The organism is Leifsonia williamsii (assembly GCF_030433685.1).
In the GTDB taxonomy this organism is placed as follows: Bacteria; Actinomycetota; Actinomycetes; order Actinomycetales; family Microbacteriaceae; genus Leifsonia; species Leifsonia williamsii.
On the sequence record NZ_JAROCF010000001.1, the window covers coordinates 1,863,869 to 1,883,412 of the forward strand.

18 protein-coding genes are annotated in these 19,544 nt (G+C 72.9%); 15 read left to right on the forward strand and 3 right to left on the reverse strand.

Going from position 1 to position 19,544, the window contains the following annotated elements; genetic code table 11:
* Nucleotides 1-6: 6 nt before the first annotated feature.
* The gene (locus P5G50_RS08730) at nucleotides 7-1,047 is read right to left on the reverse strand and encodes a glycosyltransferase family 2 protein (protein WP_301210886.1); all 1,041 of its coding nucleotides are present in this window, start codon (nucleotides 1,045-1,047) and stop codon (nucleotides 7-9) included.
* Here P5G50_RS08730 and P5G50_RS08735 point away from each other — a divergent pair.
* The 15 genes from P5G50_RS08735 (at nucleotide 1,046) to der (ending at nucleotide 16,124) form a co-directional block, all read left to right on the forward strand.
* Entirely contained in the window at nucleotides 1,046-2,491 is a 1,446-nt protein-coding gene (locus P5G50_RS08735; RefSeq protein ID WP_301210884.1) for a hypothetical protein, read from the forward strand. The genes P5G50_RS08730 and P5G50_RS08735 overlap by 2 nt on opposite strands.
* A 10-nt stretch (nucleotides 2,492-2,501) precedes the next feature.
* Nucleotides 2,502-2,654, forward strand: coding sequence for a hypothetical protein (locus P5G50_RS08740; protein ID WP_301210883.1), 153 nt, complete (start codon nucleotides 2,502-2,504; stop codon nucleotides 2,652-2,654).
* On the forward strand, nucleotides 2,641-3,438 hold the full coding sequence (locus tag P5G50_RS08745; RefSeq protein WP_301210881.1) for a TlyA family RNA methyltransferase: 798 nt from the start codon (nucleotides 2,641-2,643) through the stop codon (nucleotides 3,436-3,438). Before P5G50_RS08740 ends, P5G50_RS08745 begins: the two co-directional genes overlap by 14 nt.
* 130 nt (nucleotides 3,439-3,568) lie before the next feature.
* Complete coding sequence (locus tag P5G50_RS08750) at nucleotides 3,569-4,483, forward strand: NAD kinase (protein ID WP_301211391.1); 915 nt, start codon at nucleotides 3,569-3,571, stop codon at nucleotides 4,481-4,483.
* On the forward strand, nucleotides 4,459-6,234 hold the full coding sequence (recN, locus tag P5G50_RS08755) for a DNA repair protein RecN (protein WP_301210880.1): 1,776 nt from the start codon (nucleotides 4,459-4,461) through the stop codon (nucleotides 6,232-6,234). Before P5G50_RS08750 ends, recN begins: the two co-directional genes overlap by 25 nt.
* A 73-nt stretch (nucleotides 6,235-6,307) precedes the next feature.
* Entirely contained in the window at nucleotides 6,308-8,023 is a 1,716-nt protein-coding gene (gene pyrG, locus P5G50_RS08760) for a CTP synthase (protein ID WP_301210878.1), read from the forward strand.
* Nucleotides 8,023-8,697, forward strand: coding sequence for an NUDIX domain-containing protein (locus P5G50_RS08765; protein WP_301210877.1), 675 nt, complete (start codon nucleotides 8,023-8,025; stop codon nucleotides 8,695-8,697). The genes pyrG and P5G50_RS08765 overlap by 1 nt, the downstream gene beginning before the upstream one ends.
* A 4-nt stretch (nucleotides 8,698-8,701) precedes the next feature.
* The gene (gene xerD / locus P5G50_RS08770; RefSeq protein WP_301210875.1) at nucleotides 8,702-9,607 is read left to right on the forward strand and encodes a site-specific tyrosine recombinase XerD; all 906 of its coding nucleotides are present in this window, start codon (nucleotides 8,702-8,704) and stop codon (nucleotides 9,605-9,607) included.
* Nucleotides 9,608-9,737: 130 nt separating this feature from the next.
* Nucleotides 9,738-10,637 carry a ParA family protein gene (locus tag P5G50_RS08775; RefSeq protein WP_301210874.1) on the forward strand — a complete coding sequence of 300 codons (900 nt, stop codon included), beginning with the start codon at nucleotides 9,738-9,740 and terminating at the stop codon, nucleotides 10,635-10,637.
* Complete coding sequence (locus tag P5G50_RS08780) at nucleotides 10,621-11,457, forward strand: segregation and condensation protein A (RefSeq protein ID WP_301210872.1); 837 nt, start codon at nucleotides 10,621-10,623, stop codon at nucleotides 11,455-11,457. Before P5G50_RS08775 ends, P5G50_RS08780 begins: the two co-directional genes overlap by 17 nt.
* The gene (gene scpB, locus P5G50_RS08785; RefSeq protein ID WP_435870857.1) at nucleotides 11,447-12,085 is read left to right on the forward strand and encodes an SMC-Scp complex subunit ScpB; all 639 of its coding nucleotides are present in this window, start codon (nucleotides 11,447-11,449) and stop codon (nucleotides 12,083-12,085) included. The genes P5G50_RS08780 and scpB overlap by 11 nt, the downstream gene beginning before the upstream one ends.
* The gene (locus tag P5G50_RS08790) at nucleotides 12,075-12,851 is read left to right on the forward strand and encodes a pseudouridine synthase (RefSeq protein WP_301210871.1); all 777 of its coding nucleotides are present in this window, start codon (nucleotides 12,075-12,077) and stop codon (nucleotides 12,849-12,851) included. Before scpB ends, P5G50_RS08790 begins: the two co-directional genes overlap by 11 nt.
* 9 nt (nucleotides 12,852-12,860) lie before the next feature.
* Entirely contained in the window at nucleotides 12,861-13,949 is a 1,089-nt protein-coding gene (locus P5G50_RS08795; RefSeq protein ID WP_301210869.1) for a prephenate dehydrogenase, read from the forward strand.
* Complete coding sequence (gene cmk, locus P5G50_RS08800; RefSeq protein ID WP_301210868.1) at nucleotides 13,946-14,626, forward strand: (d)CMP kinase; 681 nt, start codon at nucleotides 13,946-13,948, stop codon at nucleotides 14,624-14,626. The genes P5G50_RS08795 and cmk overlap by 4 nt, the downstream gene beginning before the upstream one ends.
* Complete coding sequence (gene der / locus P5G50_RS08805) at nucleotides 14,619-16,124, forward strand: ribosome biogenesis GTPase Der (protein ID WP_301210866.1); 1,506 nt, start codon at nucleotides 14,619-14,621, stop codon at nucleotides 16,122-16,124. The genes cmk and der overlap by 8 nt, the downstream gene beginning before the upstream one ends.
* 31 nt (nucleotides 16,125-16,155) lie before the next feature.
* Here the strand turns inward: der and P5G50_RS08810 are convergent, their stop codons facing one another.
* Nucleotides 16,156-17,106, reverse strand: coding sequence for an alpha/beta hydrolase (locus P5G50_RS08810; protein ID WP_301210865.1), 951 nt, complete (start codon nucleotides 17,104-17,106; stop codon nucleotides 16,156-16,158).
* A gap of 92 nt (nucleotides 17,107-17,198) precedes the next feature.
* Entirely contained in the window at nucleotides 17,199-19,535 is a 2,337-nt protein-coding gene (locus tag P5G50_RS08815; protein ID WP_301210863.1) for a carbohydrate-binding protein, read from the reverse strand.
* Nucleotides 19,536-19,544: the final 9 nt, after the last annotated feature.

The window sequence follows — 19,544 nt, forward strand, 5'->3', positions numbered from 1 at the left end:
AGGGTTTCAGGAGGCGCGGCGGGTTGCGCGGCGTGCGGCGCCGCGTGCGGTGCGCAGAAGGTCCAGCCCGTGGAGGGCCGTCCGCAGCAGCGGGGGAAGGGCGGGCGGGCACGCGCGCAGCAGGAGCACGACGGCGCCGAGCGCGGGGGAGCGACGGAGGAGCCGCGCGAGGCGGACCTCCCGCGCCCGTCTCGCGGCGACCGCGACCGCCTCGCGCACCGCCGCTCGTCCGGCGCGCCAGCGCACCGCGGTCTTGACCGCCGCGAGGCAGAGGAACCGCGCCGTGAACGCGTCCCGCGCGTCCGCCGACGCGTGACGACCGGCGCTGGCGAGGACGAGGTCGTGGGCGCGCTCCAGCGCCGAGGCGTCCGGCGTGCGGCGCGTGATCGACCCGGGCGTCCGCACGTAGGTGTACACGGTGTCGGGGAGGAGGCGGACCGTCTCCGCCGCAGCGAGCGCCGTCGCGACGCCGACGATGTCGCTCTGCGCGGGCAGGGCGGGGAAGGGGGCGGCGCCGAGGGCCTCCCGGCGGAACAGCTTCGACCACAGGAATCCGTGGAACGCGCCCTCGACGAGCATCGCCGATGCGCGGGCGCCGTCGACCTCGGTGGGGCCGTCGACGCGCGCCCCGTCGACCCGGCGGCGCTCGCCGGCGCCGGGGCCCCAGCGGTAGTCGGCGCCGGCCACGACGACGTCCGCTCCTGCGGCGGCCCCGCGCAGCGTCATGAGGTCGCCGGCGGTCCACTCGTCGTCGTGGTCCACGAACCACACGTGCTCGCCGCGCGCCCATGCGAGCGCCTCGTTGCGGCGGGCGGCGACGCCGGCGGACTCCGGATGCCGGACGAGCGTCACGTCGACGCGTCGGGGCAGCAGCCGGGCGAGGGCCTCGCCGGTGCCGTCGGTCGATCCGTCGTCCACGACCACGACGTCGACACGGCGCAGCGCGGCGACGGCCGCGACGCGGGCGGCGACAGCAGGGACCGCGTCGAGCGCGTCGCGGACGCACAGGACGACGGAGGCGGAGGGCGGCGGAGATGAAGGAGTCATGACTGAAATGCAATACGCACTATACTGGACCTTTCATGGAGTTCCGCTGAAGCCCGCCCTCCCTCCCTCCCTCCCTCTGCTCGAACGGACCACCGTGCCCTCCCCCTCCTCGCCTCCCCGTGCCGCTCGCCGCTTCCGGCGCGCGGTCTCCGTGCTGGCCGGGTACCTGGCGGTGCCGCTGCTCGCCGCCGTGTCGCCGCTGCTGGCGCTGCCGGCGATCACGGCGACGTACGGAGACGCGGCGTGGGCGGCGATCGCCCTCGGGCAGTCGCTCGGGGCGACGGCCGGTGTCGTGGCCGAACTCGGCTGGGGCATGTCGGGTACGCAGCGCGTCGCTCGTCAGGCTCCCCGCAACCGGGCCCGGCTCTTCGCCCTCTCGCTGGTCACGAAGGCGATGGTGGGGGTGCCCGTCATCGGCGCCGCGGCCGTGGCGGCGGCGCTGCTCGCTCCCGCGCATCCGCTGGAGGCGTCGCTCGTCGCGTGCGGCGCCGGCATCGGGATGTTCGCGGGCGGCTGGGTGTTCATCGGGACCATGCGGCCGCGGCTGTTCCTGGTGACGGAGGTGCTCCCGCGCGCCGTGCTCGTCGCCGCCTCCGCTGTCGTGATCACGGCAGGCGGGCCGCTGATCGCCTACGCCGCGGCGCTGCTGCTCGCGGCGCTCTCCGCCCCGGTCGCCGGCGCCGTCGTGCTCGGGGTGCGGGCCGCCGACCTCGGCCGGGTCTCGCCGCGCCGCTTGCTGCGGGTGCTGCGGTTCCAGCTGGCCGCGCTGTCGACCAACGTCTTCTCGAGCCTCTACATCTCGCTCGGCGTCACCGTGGCCACGCTCGGGTCGCCGCACTCGACCCTGCTGTACGCCTCCATGGACCGGCTGCTGCGCATGACCCAGCAGGTCATGGCGGCCCCGAACAGCCTGCTGAAGGGCTGGGTCGGACGCGTCGTCGATCCCGCCGCGCGCGTCGAACGCGCGGTGGGCGCCGTGCGGCTGGCGGCCGGGGGCGGCCTCCTCGCCGGGACGACGTTCGCCCTCGGCAGCCCCGTGGCCGCGCGGCTGATCTTCTCCGGGACGGTGGAGGTGCCTCCGGCGGCCGCCGTGCTCGGCGGGCTGTCGATCGCGGTCATCTGCACGAGCATGGCGAGCGGCTTCGTGCTGCTGGTGGCGCTCGGCCGGATGGACGAGGTGGCGCGGTCCGCGGCAGCGGGCGCGGTCGTCGGCATCCCGCTGATCCTCGTCGGGAGCGCGACCGGTGGCGGGGTCGGCGCGCTGTCGGGGCAGCTCGCGGCGGAGTCGGTGGTGCTGGCTTACCAGCTCGCTGCCGCCGGCCGGGCGCTGCGTCGGCGGCGGGCGGCAGCGTTGCGCGGGGCCGCGTCGCAGCCACCGGGACCGGGCCACCCCGGCCCGCGCCACCCCGCCGCGTCCGCTCCCTCCCCGCCGGCCGCCGTGTAGCGTTGTCGGCATGTCCGATCAGACCGGTGACGCCGACGAGCTGCTCGCGCGGCTCGAGGTGATCGAGCAGCAGTCGCTCGCCGATCGCGCCGACGCGTACGCCCAGCTGCACGAGCGGCTGCGCCGCGAGCTGGAGGGCGGCGACGCGCATGCCGCCGGCTGAGCGCCTCGACGTCGCGCTCGCCGCCCGCGGTCTCGCGCGCTCGCGCAGCCACGCCGCCACGGTGATCGCCGAGGGCCTCGTGACCGTGGACGGACGGCCGGAGCTGCGCGCCTCCGCCAAGGTGCGTCCGGAGCAGGTCGTGGAGGTGGCGGGCGCCGACCACTACGTCAGCCGGGGCGCGCACAAGCTCATCGCGGCGCTCGACGCGTTCGACGTGCCGGTCGAGGGGCGGGTGGCGTTCGACGCCGGCGCCTCCACCGGCGGCTTCAGCCAGGTGCTGCTGGAGCGCGGCGCCGCGCTCGTCGTCGCGGTGGACGTGGGGCACGGCCAGCTCGCGCCGCTGCTCGCCGGCGAGGAGCGCCTCCACTCGTTCGAAGGCGTCAATGTGCGGTCGCTGACGGCCGCCGGCTATGCCGAGCTGACCGGGGGAGCGCCCGCGCCCGCACTCGTGGTCGCCGATCTCTCGTTCATCTCGCTGACGCAGGTCATCCCCGCGCTGGTCGCGGTCTCCGCGCCCGGCGCCGACCTGGTCGTGCTGATCAAGCCGCAGTTCGAGGTGGGCAGGCAGGGCGTGCGCGAGGGGATCGTGCGGGAGGCCGGCCTGCGCCTCGACGCCGTCACCGACGTGCTGTGGGCGGCGCACGACGCCGGCCTCGGGACCGCCGGCGTCATCCCGTCTCCGATCGCCGGAGGGCACGGCAATCGGGAGTACCTCGCGCATCTGCGCGCCGGAGCGCCGGACCCGTCCGCGCTGCGCGACGAGGTCGAGCGCATCACCCGCTGATCGCCGCGCGAGCTCTCCCCAGCCGTGAGCCCGGTGAACGTTCTGCACAATCGCGGCCCTGCGGCACATCCCCGGCCCGAAACCAGACAGAATGGAAGGACGACCAGTGAGGGAGGGACCAGTGGCGGCAATCGGTGCAGCGGCACGCTACATCCTCGTCGTCGCGCACACGGGTCGCCAGGACTCCCTCGAGGCCGGCGTGCTGGTGTGCCGGCAACTGCTCGCGGCGGGCGTCGTCCCGGTGCTGAGCGCGGATGAGCGACGCGACCTCCTGCAGGCCGACCCTTCGCTCGGCGAGGTGGCGGTGCTCGGCGACGAGGTGCGGGCGCAAGAGCTGGAGCTCGTCATCGTGCTCGGCGGCGACGGCACGATCCTGCGCGCCGCCGAGCTCGTGCGCGGCTGCTCGGCGCCGCTGCTCGGCGTCAACCTGGGCCACGTCGGCTTCCTCGCCGAGAGCGAGCGCGACGACCTCGAGATCGCGGTCGCGCGCGGCCTGGCCAAGGACTACGAGGTGGAGGAGCGCATGACGCTGTCCGCCCGCGTCAAGGTCGGCAAGGAGGTCGTCTACGAGAGCTGGGCGCTCAACGAGGCCACGGTCGAGAAGGCGAGCCGCGAGCGCATGCTCGAGGTCGTCATCGAGGTCGACGGCCGGCCGATGTCGAGCTTCGGCTGCGACGGCGTCGTCATGTCGACGCCCACCGGCTCCACCGCGTACTCGTTCTCCGCGGGCGGCCCGGTCGTCTGGCCGGGGGTCGCCGCCCTGCTGCTCGTGCCGCTCAGCGCGCACGCCCTGTTCTCGCGGCCGCTCGTGGTCGACGCGGAGTCGTCGCTCGCCGTCGAGCTGCTCGACCGCGCCGGCGGAGCCGGCATCCTCTGGTGCGACGGCCGCCGCGCGTTCGACCTGCCGCGCGGTGCGCGCGTCGTCGTGCGCCGGTCGCCGATCCCGGTGCGGCTGGCGCGCCTCCACCCCGGTCCGTTCACCGACCGGCTGGTGCACAAGTTCGATCTTCCCGTGACGGGATGGAGGGGGCCGGCGGGCTCGTGACCGGCGTGCGTGACGACAGCGGAGCGCGTGGCGCGGGCGAGCGCGGCGGCATCGAGGAGATCTCGATCAAGGACCTCGGCGTGATCGCCGACGCGTCCCTCCCGCTCGGGCCGGGCTTCACGGCGATCACCGGCGAGACCGGCGCGGGCAAGACCATGGTCGTCTCGGCGCTCGGGCTGCTGCTGGGCGAGCGCGCCGACACCGGCGCTGTGCGGGCGGGCAGCCCGCAGGCGTGGGTCGAGGGCCGCTGGCGCGTCCGCGGCGAGGGCGATGTGGTCGAGCGCGTGCGCGACGCCGGCGGCGACGTCGACGAACTGGGCGACGGGGGTGCGGAGCTGGTGCTCAGCCGTTCGGTGTCTGCCGAGGGGCGGTCGCGTGCGGTGGTCGGCGGCCGGAGCGCCCCGGTGAGCGTCCTCACCGAGCTGGGGGAGCAGCTGGTCGTCGTGCACGGGCAGTCCGACCAGCTGCGGCTGCGCTCGGCCATCGCGCAGCGCGAGACGCTCGACCGGTTCGCCGGACCGGCCTTCGCGGAGGCGCTGGAGACCTACGCGAACGTGTACCACCGCTGGCGCGACAACCGCGGCGAGCTGGACGAGCTGATCGCCGACCAGGACCGCCGCGCCCGCGAGGCCGAGGACCTCCGGCTGGCGATGGCCGAGATCGAGGCCGTCGCCCCGCAGCCCGGCGAGGACGACGAGCTGGCCGAGCGCGCCGAGCGCCTGACCAACCTGGAGGAGCTGCGCGTCGCCGCCGCCGGCGCCCGCGAGCTGCTCTCGGCCGAGGAGTCCGAGGGCGCGGACGCGCTCGCGCTGCTCGACAACGCGCGCAGGCAGCTGGAGCGGATGGCGCCGCACGACGCCGCCCTCGGCCCGCTGGCCGAGGCGGTCGCCAACGCGAGCTACCTCGTGTCGGATGTCGCCCTCCAGCTCTCCAGCTACCTCGCCACCCTCGACACCGAGGGCGCGCGCGAGCTCGAGATCGTGCAGGAGCGGCGGGCCGATCTGGCCGGACTCGTCCGCAAATACGGCCCCACCCTCGACGACGTGATCAGCACGCTCGAGACCGGCAGCCTGCGCCTCCTGGAGCTCGACGGCGACGCCGACCGCATCGACGAGCTGACCCGCGAGGTGGAGGCCGACGCGGCCCTCGTCGCGGAGCTCGCCGACGGCCTCAGCGCGAGCCGCCGCGAGGCCGCTGCGCGGCTGGGCGAGGCCGTCTCGGACGAGCTGGGCGCTCTCGCGATGCCCGACGCCCGCGTGGTGGTCGAGGTCACCGAGCGCGACGAGTACTCCGCCTCCGGCCGCGACCAGGTCGCGATCCTGCTGCAGCCGCACCCTGGCGCGGAGCCGCGCCCGCTCGGCAAGGGCGCCTCCGGCGGCGAGCTGTCGCGCGTGATGCTCGCGCTCGAGGTCGTCATCGCGGGCAGCGACCCGGTGCCCACCTTCATCTTCGACGAGGTCGACGCCGGTGTGGGCGGCGCCTCCGCGATCGAGATCGGCCGCCGCCTCGCCCGCCTCGCCGAGTCGGCGCAGGTGATCGTCGTCACGCACCTGGCCCAGGTCGCCGCGTTCGCCACCAACCACCTCACGGTCGTGAAGGGCAAGGACGGCGCTGTCACCGCCTCCAGCGTCCGCCGGCTCGAGGGGGAGGAGCGCATCGCCGAGATGGCGCGCCTGCTCTCCGGTCTCCCCGACTCCGAGAGCGGGCTCGCCCACGCGCGCGAACTCGTGGAGCTCGCCGTCGCCTCCTGAGTGCGGATCGCGCACGACGCGCGCCCGTCGCGGTCGGGACGGCCGGGTCTCGGTGATAAGCTATAAGCCCGTGGTGGATTATTCAGACGCGGGCCCTGTAAACGACAAAACCAACGGCATTACCAAGCACATCTTCGTGACTGGTGGTGTCGTTTCTTCGTTGGGGAAGGGGCTCACGGCCGCCTCCCTCGGCAATCTCCTGACCGCCCGCGGGCTGCGGGTCGTCATGCAGAAGCTCGACCCCTATCTCAACGTCGACCCCGGCACGATGAACCCGTTCCAGCACGGCGAGGTCTTCGTGACCGACGACGGCGCCGAGACCGACCTCGACATCGGGCACTACGAGCGCTTCCTCGACATCAACCTCGGCCAGTCGGCCAACGTGACCACCGGCCAGATCTACTCCAACGTCATCGCCAAGGAGCGCCGCGGCGAGTACCTCGGCGACACCGTCCAGGTCATCCCGCACATCACCGACGAGATCAAGCGCCGGATGCGCCTCCAGGCCCAGCCCGGCCCCGACGGCGAGCCCGCCCCCGACGTGATCATCACCGAGATCGGCGGCACCGTCGGCGACATCGAGTCACAGCCGTTCATCGAGTCGGCCCGGCAGGTGCGGCACGAGCTCGGCCGCAAGAACTGCTTCTTCGTGCACGTCTCGCTCGTGCCGTTCATGAACGCCTCCGGCGAGCAGAAGACCAAGCCGACGCAGCACTCGGTCGCGGCCCTGCGCTCCATCGGCATCCAGCCGGACGCGCTCGTGCTCCGCAGCGACCGCCCGGTCTCCGAGAGCAACAAGCGCAAGATCGCGCTCATGTGCGACGTCGACGAGCAGGCCGTGGTCAACGCGGTCGACGTGCCGAGCATCTACGACATCCCGAGCATGCTGCACGACCAGGGCCTCGACGCCTACATCATCGATCAGCTCGGCCTCGACAAGGCCGAGGATGTCGACTGGGACGGTTGGGCGCGCCTCCTGGAGGCCGTGCACGACCCCAAGCACGAGGTCACCATCGGCCTGGTCGGCAAGTACATCGACCTCCCCGACGCCTACCTCTCGGTGACCGAGGCGCTGCGGGCCGGCGGGTTCGCCCACCAGACCAAGGTCAAGCTCAAGTGGATCGCCTCCGACGAGGCGCAGACGCCCGAGGGCGCGGCCGCACAGCTCGGCGACGTCGACGCGATCTGCGTGCCGGGCGGCTTCGGTGTGCGCGGCATCGAGGGCAAGCTCGGCGCGCTGCGCTTCGCCCGCGAGAACGGCATCCCCGCGCTCGGTCTGTGCCTGGGCCTGCAGTGCATGGTGATCGAGTACGCCCGCAACGAGGCCGGCCTGGCCGGGGCCTCCTCGTCGGAGTTCGACCCCGACACCGAGTTCCCGGTGATCGCGACGATGGCCGAGCAGGTGGAGATCATCGCCGGCGGCGACCTGGGCGGCACCATGCGACTCGGCCTCTACCCGGCGGCCCTCGCCGAGGGCTCGATCGTCGCCGAGCTGTACGGCGCACCCGAGGCCAGCGAGCGCCACCGCCACCGCTACGAGGTGAACAACAACTACCGCGAGCAGATCGCCGACGCCGGCCTGTGGTTCTCGGGCACCTCGCCCGACGGCCACCTGGTCGAGTACGTCGAGCTGCCGCGCGACGTGCACCCGTTCTACGTCGGCACGCAGGCCCACCCCGAGCTGCGCTCGCGCCCGAACCGCGCGCACCCGCTGTTCGCCGGCCTCGTCGGCGCCGCGCTGCAGCGCCAGCAGGCCAGCCTGCTCTTCGAAGTGGCGGCGGACGCCTGATGGCGCGGGTGACCTCCGGGCTGCAGGACGAGCCGTTCCGCCCGGAGATCGTCTCGTCCGAGGTGGTCTTCGACGGCAAGATCTGGGACGTGCGGCGTGACGACTTCCGGTACAACGGCGACGTCATCACCCGCGAGTACGTGGATCACACGGGCGCCGTCGGCATCCTGGTGCTCGACGACGACGACCGCGTGCTGCTGATCAAGCAGTACAGGCACCCGGTGCGGCACCGCGACTGGGAGATCCCGGCCGGCCTGCTCGACCAGGCCGGCGAGGACCCGCTGGAGGCGGCCAAGCGCGAGCTGGGCGAGGAGGCCGACCTCACGGCCGAGACGTGGAACGTGCTCACCGACGTGTTCACGAGCCCCGGTGGCAACGACGAGGTCATCCGCATCTACCTCGCCCGCGGCGTGAAGCCGACCGGCTCCGCCTTCGCCCGCGAGGCGGAGGAGGCCGACATCGAGGTGCGCTGGGTGCCGCTCGACGAGGCCGTGGACGCGGTGCTGGCCCGCAGCCTCCACAACGCCCCCCTGCTGATCGCGCTGCTCACCGCGCGCACCGCCCGCGAGAAGGGGTGGAGCACGCTGGGCGCGGCCGACGAGCCGTGGCCGAGCCACCCGAAGCTGGAGCGGCTCGTTCAGGGCGGGGCGACCGGCGGCACCGGCGCGGAGTGACGGCGTGACCGTCGCGGCGGACGTCGACGCGTACCTGCGGCACGTCACGATCGAGCGCGGTCTGTCGGCCAACACCGTCGCCGCCTACCGCCGCGACCTGGCCCTGTACTCCGGCTGGCTGGCGCAGCGCGGGGTGGGGGAGGTGCAGGAGGTGACGGCTCCGCTGATCGCGGACTTCGCCCTGCACCTCGGCACGCGCCCGGAGTCGCCGCTCACCGCCTCCTCGCTGGCGCGCGTGCTGTCGACCGTGCGCGGCCTCCACCGGTTCCTGCTGGAGGAGGGGCGCATCGAGCGCGACGTCGCCGCCGAGGTGCGCCCTCCCAAGCTGTCGTCGCGCCTCCCGAAGGCCATCTCGGTGGAGCAGGTGACGGCCCTGCTCGCCGCGACCGACGGCGACGAGGTCGCCGACCTGCGCGACAAGGCGCTGCTGGAGCTGATGTACGCGACCGGCGCCCGCGTGAGCGAGGCCGTCGGCCTCAACGTGGACGACGTGGTCGATGCCGAGGTCGTCCGCCTGACCGGCAAGGGCAGCAAGCAGCGGATCGTGCCGCTCGGGAGCTACGCGCGCGCCGCGATCGACGCCTACCTCGTGCGCGCCCGTCCGCTGCTGTCGGCGAAGGGCCGCGCGACCCCGGCGCTGTTCCTCGGGATGCGCGGCGCCCGGCTGTCGCGGCAGAACGTCTGGCTGATCATCCGCGCCGCCGCCGAGAAGGCCCAGCTCGGCGTGGAGGTGTCGCCGCACACCCTGCGCCACTCCTTCGCCACCCACCTCCTCGCGGGCGGCGCCGACGTGCGCGTCGTGCAGGAGCTGCTCGGCCACTCCTCGGTCGCGACCACGCAGATCTACACGCTCGTCACCGCCGACACGCTGCGCGACGTGTACACGACGGCGCACCCGCGGGCGCGGTGAGGCCGGCGCGCTTCACGCCCACTGAGCCCGCCTCACGAACCGCCGCCGGCGCGGCCCGCGGGCGAGGGACACGGTGGATAGACTGTCCCCTTGAAACAGGCCGCCTAGGAGAGGGACGAGGAACACCCCGGTGACGCGCAACGACGAGGTCAGGACCGAGCTTCCGGGCATGGACGAGGCGTCCGTGCCGGCGCGGCTCGGACCCACCGGGCGGCCGCTGCGCTCCTTCGCGCAGCCTCCCGCGCTCGCCCAGCACGGCCCCGCGAAGATCATCGCGCTGACCAACCAGAAGGGCGGGGTCGGCAAGACCACGACCTCCATCAACCTCGGGGCATCGCTCGCCGAGTACGGCCGCAAGGTGCTCGCCGTCGACTTCGACCCGCAGGGCGCGCTCTCGGCGGGCCTCGGCGCGCAGACGCACGACGTGACGACCATCTACGACCTGCTGCTGAACCGCAACGCGGACATCCAGGGCGCCATCCAGCGCACGAACGTGCCGAACCTCGACATCATCCCGGCCAACATCGACCTGTCGGCGGCGGAGGTGCACCTCGTCAACGAGGTCGCCCGCGAGCAGATCCTGGCGGGCGTGCTGCGCAAGGTGAGCGCCGACTACGACGTCATCCTGATCGACTGCCAGCCCTCGCTCGGCATCCTGACCGTGAACGCGCTCACCGCCAGCCACGGCGCGCTGATCCCGTTGGAGTGCGAGTACTTCGCCCTGCGCGGCGTCGCCCTGCTGCTGGAGACCATCGAGAAGGTGCGCGAGCGGCTCAACCCGGCGATCGAGCTCGACGGCATCCTCGCCACCATGTACGACTCGCGCACGCTGCACTCGCGCGAGGTGCTGGAGCGCGTCGTCGACGCGTTCGGCGACCGCGTGCTCGAGACGGTGATCTCGCGCACGGTGAAGTTCCCGGACGCGTCGGTCGCCGCCACCCCGATCACGCAGTTCGCGCCGGAGCACCCGGCCGCTGAGGCCTACCGGCAGCTGGCGAGGGAACTGATCTCGCGTGGCGCCGTCGCCTAGCACGTCGCCTGCGGACCCCGCGGAGGCGCCCGAGGCGCCGGCCGGGTTCCGGGTGTCGCTGGGGGAGTTCGAGGGGCCCTTCGACCTCCTGCTCACCCTGATCGGCAAGCACGAGCTCGACGTCACCGAGATCGCGCTCAGCAAGGTCACCGACGAGTTCATCGCCTACCTGCGGCAGCTCGACACGGAGGAGAGCCTCGACGAGGCGAGCGAATTCCTGCTGGTCGCCGCGACCCTCCTCGACCTCAAGGTCGCCGGGCTGCTGCCGCAGGGCGAGCTCGTCGACGCGGAGGATGTGGCGCTGCTCGAGGCCCGCGACCTGCTGTTCGCGCGCCTGCTGCAGTACCGCGCCTTCAAGGAGGCGTCGGCCTGGTTCGCGCAGCGGCTGGAGGCGGAGGGCGCCCGCCACCCGCGCGCCGTGCGGCTGGAGGACAAGTTCCGCCAGCGCACCCCCGAGCTGGTCTGGACGCTGACCGCCGACGACTTCGCCGCCCTCGCCACGCTCGCGCTCACCCCGCGCGAGATCCCCGTGGTCGGGCTCGACCACCTCCACGCGCCGCTGGTCAGCATCCGCGAGCAGGCCGCCGTGGTGGTCGGGATGCTGCGGCAGGGGGAGCCGCTGTCGTTCCGGCAGCTGGTCGCCGGGGCGGAGCAGAAGGGCGTGATCATCGCGCGGTTCCTGGCTGTGCTGGAGCTGTACCGGCACGCCGCGATCGCCTTCGAGCAGCTGGAGCCGCTGGGCGAGCTGACCCTGCGCTGGACGGCCGAGCACTGGTCGGAGGAGAACCTGTCGAATCTGGGAGCGGACTATGACGGTTGAGACGATGCCCGAGGGGAGCGCCGCCGACGTCACAGAGGCGACCGACACGACCGAGGTGCCGGCGCCCGTCGAGGACGCACGCATCGAGCGAGCGCTGGAGGCCATCCTGATGGTCGCCGACGAGCCCATGAGCGTCGTCACGCTGGCCACCGCGGTCGGCGCGCCGGTCAAGCGCGTGCGCCAGGCGATCGCCGCGCTGGTCGCCGACTACGACGGCGAGACCGACGGTGGCGTGCGGCGCGGCTTCGAGCTGCGGGAGGTCGGGGGAGGCTGGCGCATCTACGTGCGCGACGAGTTCGACGCCGTGGTGTCGGGCTACGTGCTGCAGCAGAACCCGACCAAGCTGTCGCAGGCAGCGCTGGAGACGCTCGCGGTGATCGCGTACAAGCAGCCGATCAGCCGCGGGGCCATCGCCTCCATCCGGGCCGTCAACGTGGACTCGGTGGTGCGCACGCTGCTCGGCCGCGGGCTGATCACCGAGCTCTTCACCGACAGCGAGACCGGCGCGATCAACTACGGGACGACCGACCTGCTGCTCAGCCAGCTGGGCATCAACACGATCGACGAGCTGCCGAAGATCTCGCCGCTGCTCGACGACGGAGCGGAAGGATTCGAGGATGTCCGCTGACAACGGGTTGCAGAGCGAGGGCGAGCGCCTGCAGAAGGTCATGGCCGCCGCGGGAGTCGCCTCCCGCCGCGTCTCCGAGCAGCTGATCGTGGAGGGCCGCGTCACCGTCAACGGCCGCACGGTGACCGAGCTGGGCACCCGCGTCGACCCGGCCGTCGACAAGGTCGCGGTCGACGGCACCGCGGTGCAGCTCGACCCGAGCCGCCGGTACGTGATGCTCAACAAGCCCGTCGGGGTGGTCAGCTCCATGCGCGACGAGCAGGGCCGGCCCGACCTGTCGCGGTTCGTCTCCGGCTACTCCGAGCGGCTGTTCAACGTCGGGAGGCTGGACGCCGAGACCTCCGGGCTGCTCATCCTCACCAACGACGGCGAGCTGGCGCACGTGCTCGCGCATCCCAGCTTCGGCGTCACCAAGACGTACATCGCGCGGGTGCGCGGCATCGTCACGCCGCAGACCATCTCGCGGCTGACGAAGGGCGTGCAGCTGGAGGACGGCCCGATCGCGGCCGACAAGGCCAAGCTGCTCCAGGTCAACCCCGGCGTGCGCGACAGCCTGGTCGAGATCACCCTGCACTCGGGCCGCAACCGGATCGTGCGCCGCATGCTCGCCGAGGTCGGGCATCCCGTCGTCGAGCTGGTCCGCCGCCAGTTCGGGCCGCTGCACCTCGGCACCCTCAAGGCGGGCGCGCTGCGCGACCTGACGAAGGAGGAGCTGGGGGCGCTGCTCACCATCTCGCGCGAGGGCGGCGCCTCCGCCGCTGACTAAGGTGGATGGGTGACCGATCCCTCCTCCCGCCTGGCGGGTCCCGTGCGCGTCGTCGGCGCCGGGCTGCTGGGCGCCTCCGTCGGCCTGGGCCTGCGCGCCCGCGGTGTCGACGTGCTGCTCGCCGACGCCTCGCCCGCGCACCTGCGGCTGGCCGCCGACTACGGCGCCGGCCGCCCGGACGACGGAGCGGCGGAGCCGGCGCTGATCGTCGTCGCGACCCCGCCCGACCTGGTCGCGCGCGTGGTCGCCGAGGAGCTCGCCGCCCATCCCGACGCCGTCGTCACCGACGTCGCGAGCGTCAAGGTCGCCCCGCTCGCCGAGCTGGAGCAGACCGGCGCCGACCTCTCGCGGTACGTCGGCTCGCACCCGCTCGCCGGCCGGGAGCGCGGAGGCCCCAGCGCCGCCCGCGCCGACCTCTTCATCGGCCGCCCGTGGGTGGTCTCCGCACGCCCGGAGAACCCGCGTGCCGCCGTCAGCCTGGTGGAGGCGCTCATCCTCGACCTCGGCGCCACGCCCGTCGAGATGGCGGCCGCCGACCACGACGCCGCCGTCGCCCTCGTGTCCCACACCCCGCAGCTCGTGTCGACGCTCATGGCGAAGCGGCTCGCCGACTCCACCGACGCCGCCCTCGGCCTCGCCGGCCAGGGCGTGCGCGACGTGACCCGCATCGCCGCGAGCGAGCCGGAGCTGTGGGTGCAGATCCTGGGCGCCAACGCACCGGCGATCGTGGAGATCCTGCACGCGTTCCGCGACGATCTCGACCGGGTGCTCGTGGCCCTGGGCGACGTGGACGCCGTCGGCGCCCGCCGGACCATCGCCGAGGAGATCGCGGGCGGCAACGTCGGCGTCTCCCGCCTCCCCGGCAAGCACGGCCAGGACAAGCGCTACGCGAGCCTGATCGTCATGGTGGAGGACCGCCCCGGCGAACTGGCCCGCCTCCTCGCCGAGCTGGGCGAGCTGGGCGTCAACCTCGAGGACCTGCGCCTGGAGCACTCGCCGGGCGCCCCCTTCGGCCTCGCCGAGATCGCCGTGCTGCCCGAGGTGCTGCACCGCACCGTCACCGACCTGACCGACCGCGGCTGGAGGATCGCCGGATGACCGAACTCGTGCTCGCCATGGACGGACCCGCCGGCAGCGGCAAGTCCTCTGTCTCGAAGGCCGCCGCGCGCCGCCTGGGCTGGGCGTACCTCGACACCGGGGCCGCCTACCGCGCGCTCGGCTGGTACGTCGTGCAGCGCGGTGTCGACCCGACCGACGCCGCGGCGGTGATCGACAGCCTTCCCGACTTCGACTACCGCGTCGGCACCGACCCCGACGGATACCACGTGTTCGTGGGCGAGCACGACGTGACGACGGCCATCCGGGAGCCGGAGGTCACCGCCGTGGTCAGCGCGATCGCGCGGGTCCCCGAGGTGCGCACCTTCCTCACCGGGCTGTTCCGCGATATCGTGCGGCACTCCGAGAAGCCGGGCATCGTGGTGGAGGGGCGGGACATCACGACCGTCGTCTGCCCGGATGCCCCGGTCCGCATCCTGCTCACCGCCGACGAAGCAGTTAGAATGGCCAGGCGCGCCGCCGAGCTCACCGAGCACTCCGCGGCGCACGTCGGCGAAGCCCTCCGTCGTCGAGACGCCGCCGATGCGCGCGTCGTCGACTTCATGAACGCCGCGGAGGGCGTCACCACCCTCGACTCCACCGACCTCGACTTCGACCAGACCGTGGACGCCGTCCTCGCGGTCGTGCAGAACGTCGTACAGAAAGAGACCCATGGCTGACTTCGACACCGAGCCCGTCGGCGACGACGACCTCGCCGACCGCCTCGCCGGCATCGACGAGGAGCTCGCCGTCCAGCGGGCCGCCGCGCTGCGCAGCGGCCTCGATGACTACGACCTCGACGAGAGCGACCTCGACGTCCTGCAGGCCGCCACCGAGGACGTCGACACGATCACGTACCTCCCCGCCCTGCCGGTGCTCGCCATCGTCGGCCGCCCGAACGTCGGCAAGTCCGCGCTCGTCAACCGCATCCTCGGCCGCCGCGAGGCCGTCGTGGAGGACACCCCCGGCGTGACGCGCGACCGCGTCTCGTACCAGGCGGAGTGGAACGGCCGCCGATTCACCGTCGTCGACACGGGCGGCTGGGAGCCCGACGCCCGCGGCATCGACGCCTCCGTCGCCGCGCAGGCCGAGGTCGCGATCGACCTCGCCGACGCGGTGCTGTTCGTGGTCGACGCGACCGTCGGCGCCACGGCGACCGACGAGCACGTCGTGCGGCTGCTCCGCAAGACCAAGAAGCCGGTCTTCCTCGCCGCCAACAAGGTGGACGACGCCCGTCAGGAGCCGTACGCGACCGAGCTGTGGTCGCTCGGGCTCGGTGAGCCGCGCCCCGTCTCCGCGCTGCACGGCCGCGGCGTGGCCGACCTGCTGGACGACGTCCTGAAGGTGCTGCCCGAGGTCTCCGCCGTCGCCAAGCACGAGGTCGGCGGCCCGCGCCGCGTCGCGATCGTCGGCCGGCCGAACGTCGGCAAGTCGTCTCTCCTAAACAAGGCCGCGGGGGAGGAGCGGGTCGTCGTCAACGAACTGGCCGGCACCACCCGCGACCCGGTGGACGAGCAGGTCGAGCTGGGCGGCAAGGTATGGCGGTTCGTCGACACCGCGGGCATCCGCCGCCGCGTGCACCTGTCGCAGGGCGCCGACTTCTACGCGTCGCTGCGCACCTCCACCGCCCTGGAGAAGGCGGAGGTCGCGGTCGTCGTGCTCGACGTCTCGCAGCCGATCAGCGAGCAGGACGTGCGCATCATCGACCTGGTGCTGGAGTCGGGCCGCGCGCTCGTGCTCGCCTTCAACAAGTGGGACCTGCTCGACGACGAGCGCCGCCGCTACCTGGAGCGCGAGATCGAACAGGACCTCGCCCACGTCTCCTGGGCGCCGCGCGTCAACATCTCCGCCCGCACCGGACGCCACCTCGAGAAGCTGGTGCCGGCGCTGGAGCAGGCGCTCGAGTCGTGGGACACCCGCATCCCGACCGGCAAGTTCAACGCGTTCCTGGCCGAGCTCACCGCCGCGCACCCGCACCCGGTCCGCGGCGGCAAGCAGCCGCGCATCCTGTTCGGCACCCAGGCGTCGAGCCGGCCGCCGACATTCGTGGTGTTCACGACCGGGTTCCTCGACCCGGGCTACCGGCGGTACATCATCCGCCGGCTGCGCGAGGTGTACGGCTTCGAGGGCACCCCGATCGTGCTCAACATGCGCGTGCGGGAGAAGCGCAAGCGGTAGCGGCGGCGGCCGGCCGTCGGTCGTCCCGGCGTCAGTCGGTGCCGAGCGCCTTCCTCAGGACGTGGATCGCCTGCTCGACGGCCGCCGTGACGGCGGGCGACGGGCGCAGCGGGTTCAGCATCATGAAGTCGTGGATCGTGCCGTTGTACCGGACGGACGTCGTGCGCACCCCCGCCTGCGCCAGCTTGCGCGCGTACGCCTCGCCCTCGTCGCGCAGCACGTCGTTCTCGTCGACGATCACGAAGGCCTCCGGCAGCCCGGCGAGATCGTCGAGCGTGGCCCGCAGCGGGGAGGCCGTGATCTCGGCGCGCTTCGCGGTGTCGGGCAGGTAGGCGTCCCAGAACCACGCCATCGCCTTCGCGGTGAGGTACGTGCCCTCGGCGAACGTGCGGTAGCTCTCGGTGTCCTGAGCCGCATCGGTCACCGGGTAGTACAGCGACTGGTGCACGAAGCGCACGTCGCCGCGCTGCTTGGCGAGCAGCGTCAGGGCCGTCGCCATGTTGCCGCCGACCGAGTCGCCGGCGATCGCCATCCGGCTCACGTCGAGCCCGTGCTCGGCGCCGTGCGCGGTGATGTGCTGCGCCGTCGCGTACGCCTGCTCGATCGCGACCGGGTACTGCACCTCGGGCGAGCGGTCGTACTCGACGAACACGAGGGCCGCACGGGCGCCGACCGCGAGCTCGCGGACGAGCCTGTCGTGGGTCCCGGCGTTGCCGATCACCCAGCCGCCGCCGTGGACGTACAGGATCACGGGCAGCGTCCCGGTGGCACCGGCCGGGCGGATGATGCGGACGCGCACGTCGCCGACCGCGGCGGGCACGGTGGTCCAGGTCTCGTCGACGTCGAGCTTCGCCACGGGTGCGGCCTGCAGGTCGTCGAGCACCTTCCTGGCCCCCTCCGGGCCGAGCTGGTAGAGCAGCGGCGGGGTGGACGTCGCATCCACGAGCGCCTGGGCCTCGGCATCGAGCACTGGTCTGGTCATGTCATTCTCCCTCGATCGGGTGAGGGCTCCGGGAGTGGAACCCTCACCCGATAAAGACCCGGGAGGGTGGTGCGTTGTGACAGGGCGGCCGGTCAGGGCGCGACGGAGCCGAACGACACGGTGTCCACGTCGCCGACGCCCGGCCCGGTGCCGAGAGCGACCAGGTAGACGTCGTGCACGCCGCTGGTGCGCACGATCGGGGCGTACTGCGACGAGAAGTTGTCGAAGCCTCCCGTCGCGTTCACGGTCAGGGTGCCGATGCTCGGCCCGGTGAGCGACCCGATCCGCACGTCGATCCGCTGGCCGGCGTACGGGTCGTCGGTGGCGATGGAGAGCCGGAGGGTGTCCTTGCCCGCGCCGAAGTCGACCGCGCTGTAGCCCACCCAGTCGCCGCCGTCGAAGCTGCCGAACACCGTCCCGCTCGCTCCCGTCCGCGTGTTGACGCCCGAGCCGGAGCTGAAGCTCTCGCCCTGCACGGTCGTCTCGGCGAGGTGCGCTCCGGCTTGCCAGACGGGAGCGCCGAACTGGTAGGCGCCGACGGTCGGAGCCGGGTCGGTCGAGCCGTCGGTGTACGGCGAGCGGACCACGCCGGCATTGCGCGCGGGGGAGGAGGCGGTCACCGAGAAGTCGTGCGTCGCCGGGTTCACGAAGCCCGCGCCGCTGTTCGGGAGGTTGCCCGTGAGGGTGGCACCGGGCACCGAGTCGACCGTGCCGAGGTTGTTCGTGACCTCGATGCCGGAGTAGGTCCCGCCGAAGAGGCTCAGGGCCTTGCTGTCGGTTCCGGAGGTGTTGGCGATCACCTTCGTGCCGGAGGCCGAGGCGCCGTTGGGGTTGATCAGCACGACGCCGTAGGTGGTCCTGTTCCACGTGACGTTGTTGTCGATCAGGCCGTTGTAGGTGCCGAGGTCGAGGTACACCCCGGGCGCGGGAGCGGCGGCGGCCACGGGCGCCGCGTCGTGCATGGTGTTGTGGTCGATCCGGGTCCCGGCGAGGTTCACGCCGCAGCAGATGTAGATCGCGCCGACGTCGTTGACCAGGCGTCCGTAGTCGCCCAGGTCGTTGTACGCCATGCGGATCCCGGAGGCGGCGGTCCCGGCGACCTTGTTGTCGATGTTGATCGAGCTGCGGCCGCTGCCCACGATCGTGTTGTGCAGGAGCTGGTGGGCGCTCCCCAGCACGTTGATGCCCGCCGCATAGCTGCCGAGGTAGTCGGTGTCGGTGATCAGGGTGTTGCTCACCGTGTTCGCCGTCCCGGCCACGAGGACGCCGTTGCCGGCGCTGTACGCGATGGTGCTGTTGCTCAGCGTGTTGTTCTGTCCGCGCAGCAGGATGCCGCTCGTGGTCTCACCGGCGGTGAGCACATCGCAGGCGTCGGCGGGAGTGACCTTGCCGGGGTCCACGGCGAGGTCGGAGTAGGCGGACACGTACCGCGCGTTGAGTCCGTTCAGCGTCAGGTGGGCGGAGGTGTCGGAGGTCTTGATGCTGGTCCCGTGCAGTCCGAACCCGTCGACCGAGAGATACGAGCGCCCGGAGAGGTCGAAGCCGAACGTGCGCTGCTTGACGGTGACGTCGCTCCCCGCCGACGCGCTGCCGAGCTGCATGTAGAGCCGGTGCGCCGTCGTGTCGTAGAACCACTCGCCGGTGCGCCCGATGAGGGCGAGCTTGTCGGACAGGGAGTACAGGTTGCGCTGGTTGGGGCTCAGGCCGACGCACGCGGGGAGGGAGGCGGCCGTCACCGAGCCGGGCGCCGAGGAGGTGACCCGGCCGGTCTCGCTGACGAACCAGTTGTGCGAGGTGAGCCGGGCGCCCACCCAGTAGCCGGCGGGCTGACCGAGCGCGTCGTCGCCGAGCGTGGTCTGCGTGCCGGAGTCGGCGGAGGCGAGCGCGGGGTGCGCGGGGTCGTCGCCGGCGTGCGGCCAGGCCGCCTCCGGGGCCATGCCCGCTCCGCGGAACACCTGCACGCCGGGAAGGTCCGCCGGCATGGTGACGTCGGCGCGGAACACCGTGCCGGCCGCGACACCGGCCGCGAACTCCGAACCGGTCAGAGTCGGGTCCTGCGCCTGCAGACCGGTCAGCTCGGTGCCCGAGACCTGCTGCCAGCCGGTCACGGGGTCGGCGCCGTCGATGACGACGCCCGGCCCGGAGGCGCGGTAGGTGATGGGCGCCTGCGCCGTCCCGCTGCGGGCGGAGCGCACGGTCTCGCGGTACACGCCCGGCTGGATGACGCACGTGTCGCCGGCCGTCATGAGGTCGGCGCAGCGCTGGATGTGCCGGAACGGGTGCTTGCTCGTGCCGTGACCCGCATCGGCTCCGGCCGGGGACACGTAGTAGGTGTGCGCGGGTGGGGACGCCACAGCCGGGGCGGCGGACACGGTCGCGAGCGCGAGGACGGCCGCGGCGAGAAGCGCGACTTTCGGAACAGGGGTCATCGTTGACAT

Excerpts from the sequence above, each read along its gene's own strand:
- P5G50_RS08735 (WP_301210884.1), top strand. The coding sequence starts at position 1,046 with ATGACTGAAATGCAATACGCACTATACTGGACCTTTCATGGAGTTCCG.
- P5G50_RS08745 (WP_301210881.1), top strand. The coding sequence starts at position 2,641 with ATGCCGCCGGCTGAGCGCCTCGACGTCGCGCTCGCCGCCCGCGGTCTC.
- P5G50_RS08790 (WP_301210871.1), top strand. The coding sequence starts at position 12,075 with ATGTCCGCTGACAACGGGTTGCAGAGCGAGGGCGAGCGCCTGCAGAAG.
- P5G50_RS08765 (WP_301210877.1), top strand. The coding sequence starts at position 8,023 with ATGGCGCGGGTGACCTCCGGGCTGCAGGACGAGCCGTTCCGCCCGGAG.
- recN (WP_301210880.1), top strand. The coding sequence starts at position 4,459 with ATGGAGGGGGCCGGCGGGCTCGTGACCGGCGTGCGTGACGACAGCGGA.
- P5G50_RS08810 (WP_301210865.1), bottom strand. The coding sequence starts at position 17,106 with ATGACCAGACCAGTGCTCGATGCCGAGGCCCAGGCGCTCGTGGATGCG.
- P5G50_RS08740 (WP_301210883.1), top strand. The coding sequence starts at position 2,502 with ATGTCCGATCAGACCGGTGACGCCGACGAGCTGCTCGCGCGGCTCGAG.
- P5G50_RS08730 (WP_301210886.1), bottom strand. The coding sequence starts at position 1,047 with ATGACTCCTTCATCTCCGCCGCCCTCCGCCTCCGTCGTCCTGTGCGTC.
- der (WP_301210866.1), top strand. The coding sequence starts at position 14,619 with ATGGCTGACTTCGACACCGAGCCCGTCGGCGACGACGACCTCGCCGAC.
- cmk (WP_301210868.1), top strand. The coding sequence starts at position 13,946 with ATGACCGAACTCGTGCTCGCCATGGACGGACCCGCCGGCAGCGGCAAG.
- scpB (WP_435870857.1), top strand. The coding sequence starts at position 11,447 with ATGACGGTTGAGACGATGCCCGAGGGGAGCGCCGCCGACGTCACAGAG.
- P5G50_RS08815 (WP_301210863.1), bottom strand. The coding sequence starts at position 19,535 with ATGACCCCTGTTCCGAAAGTCGCGCTTCTCGCCGCGGCCGTCCTCGCG.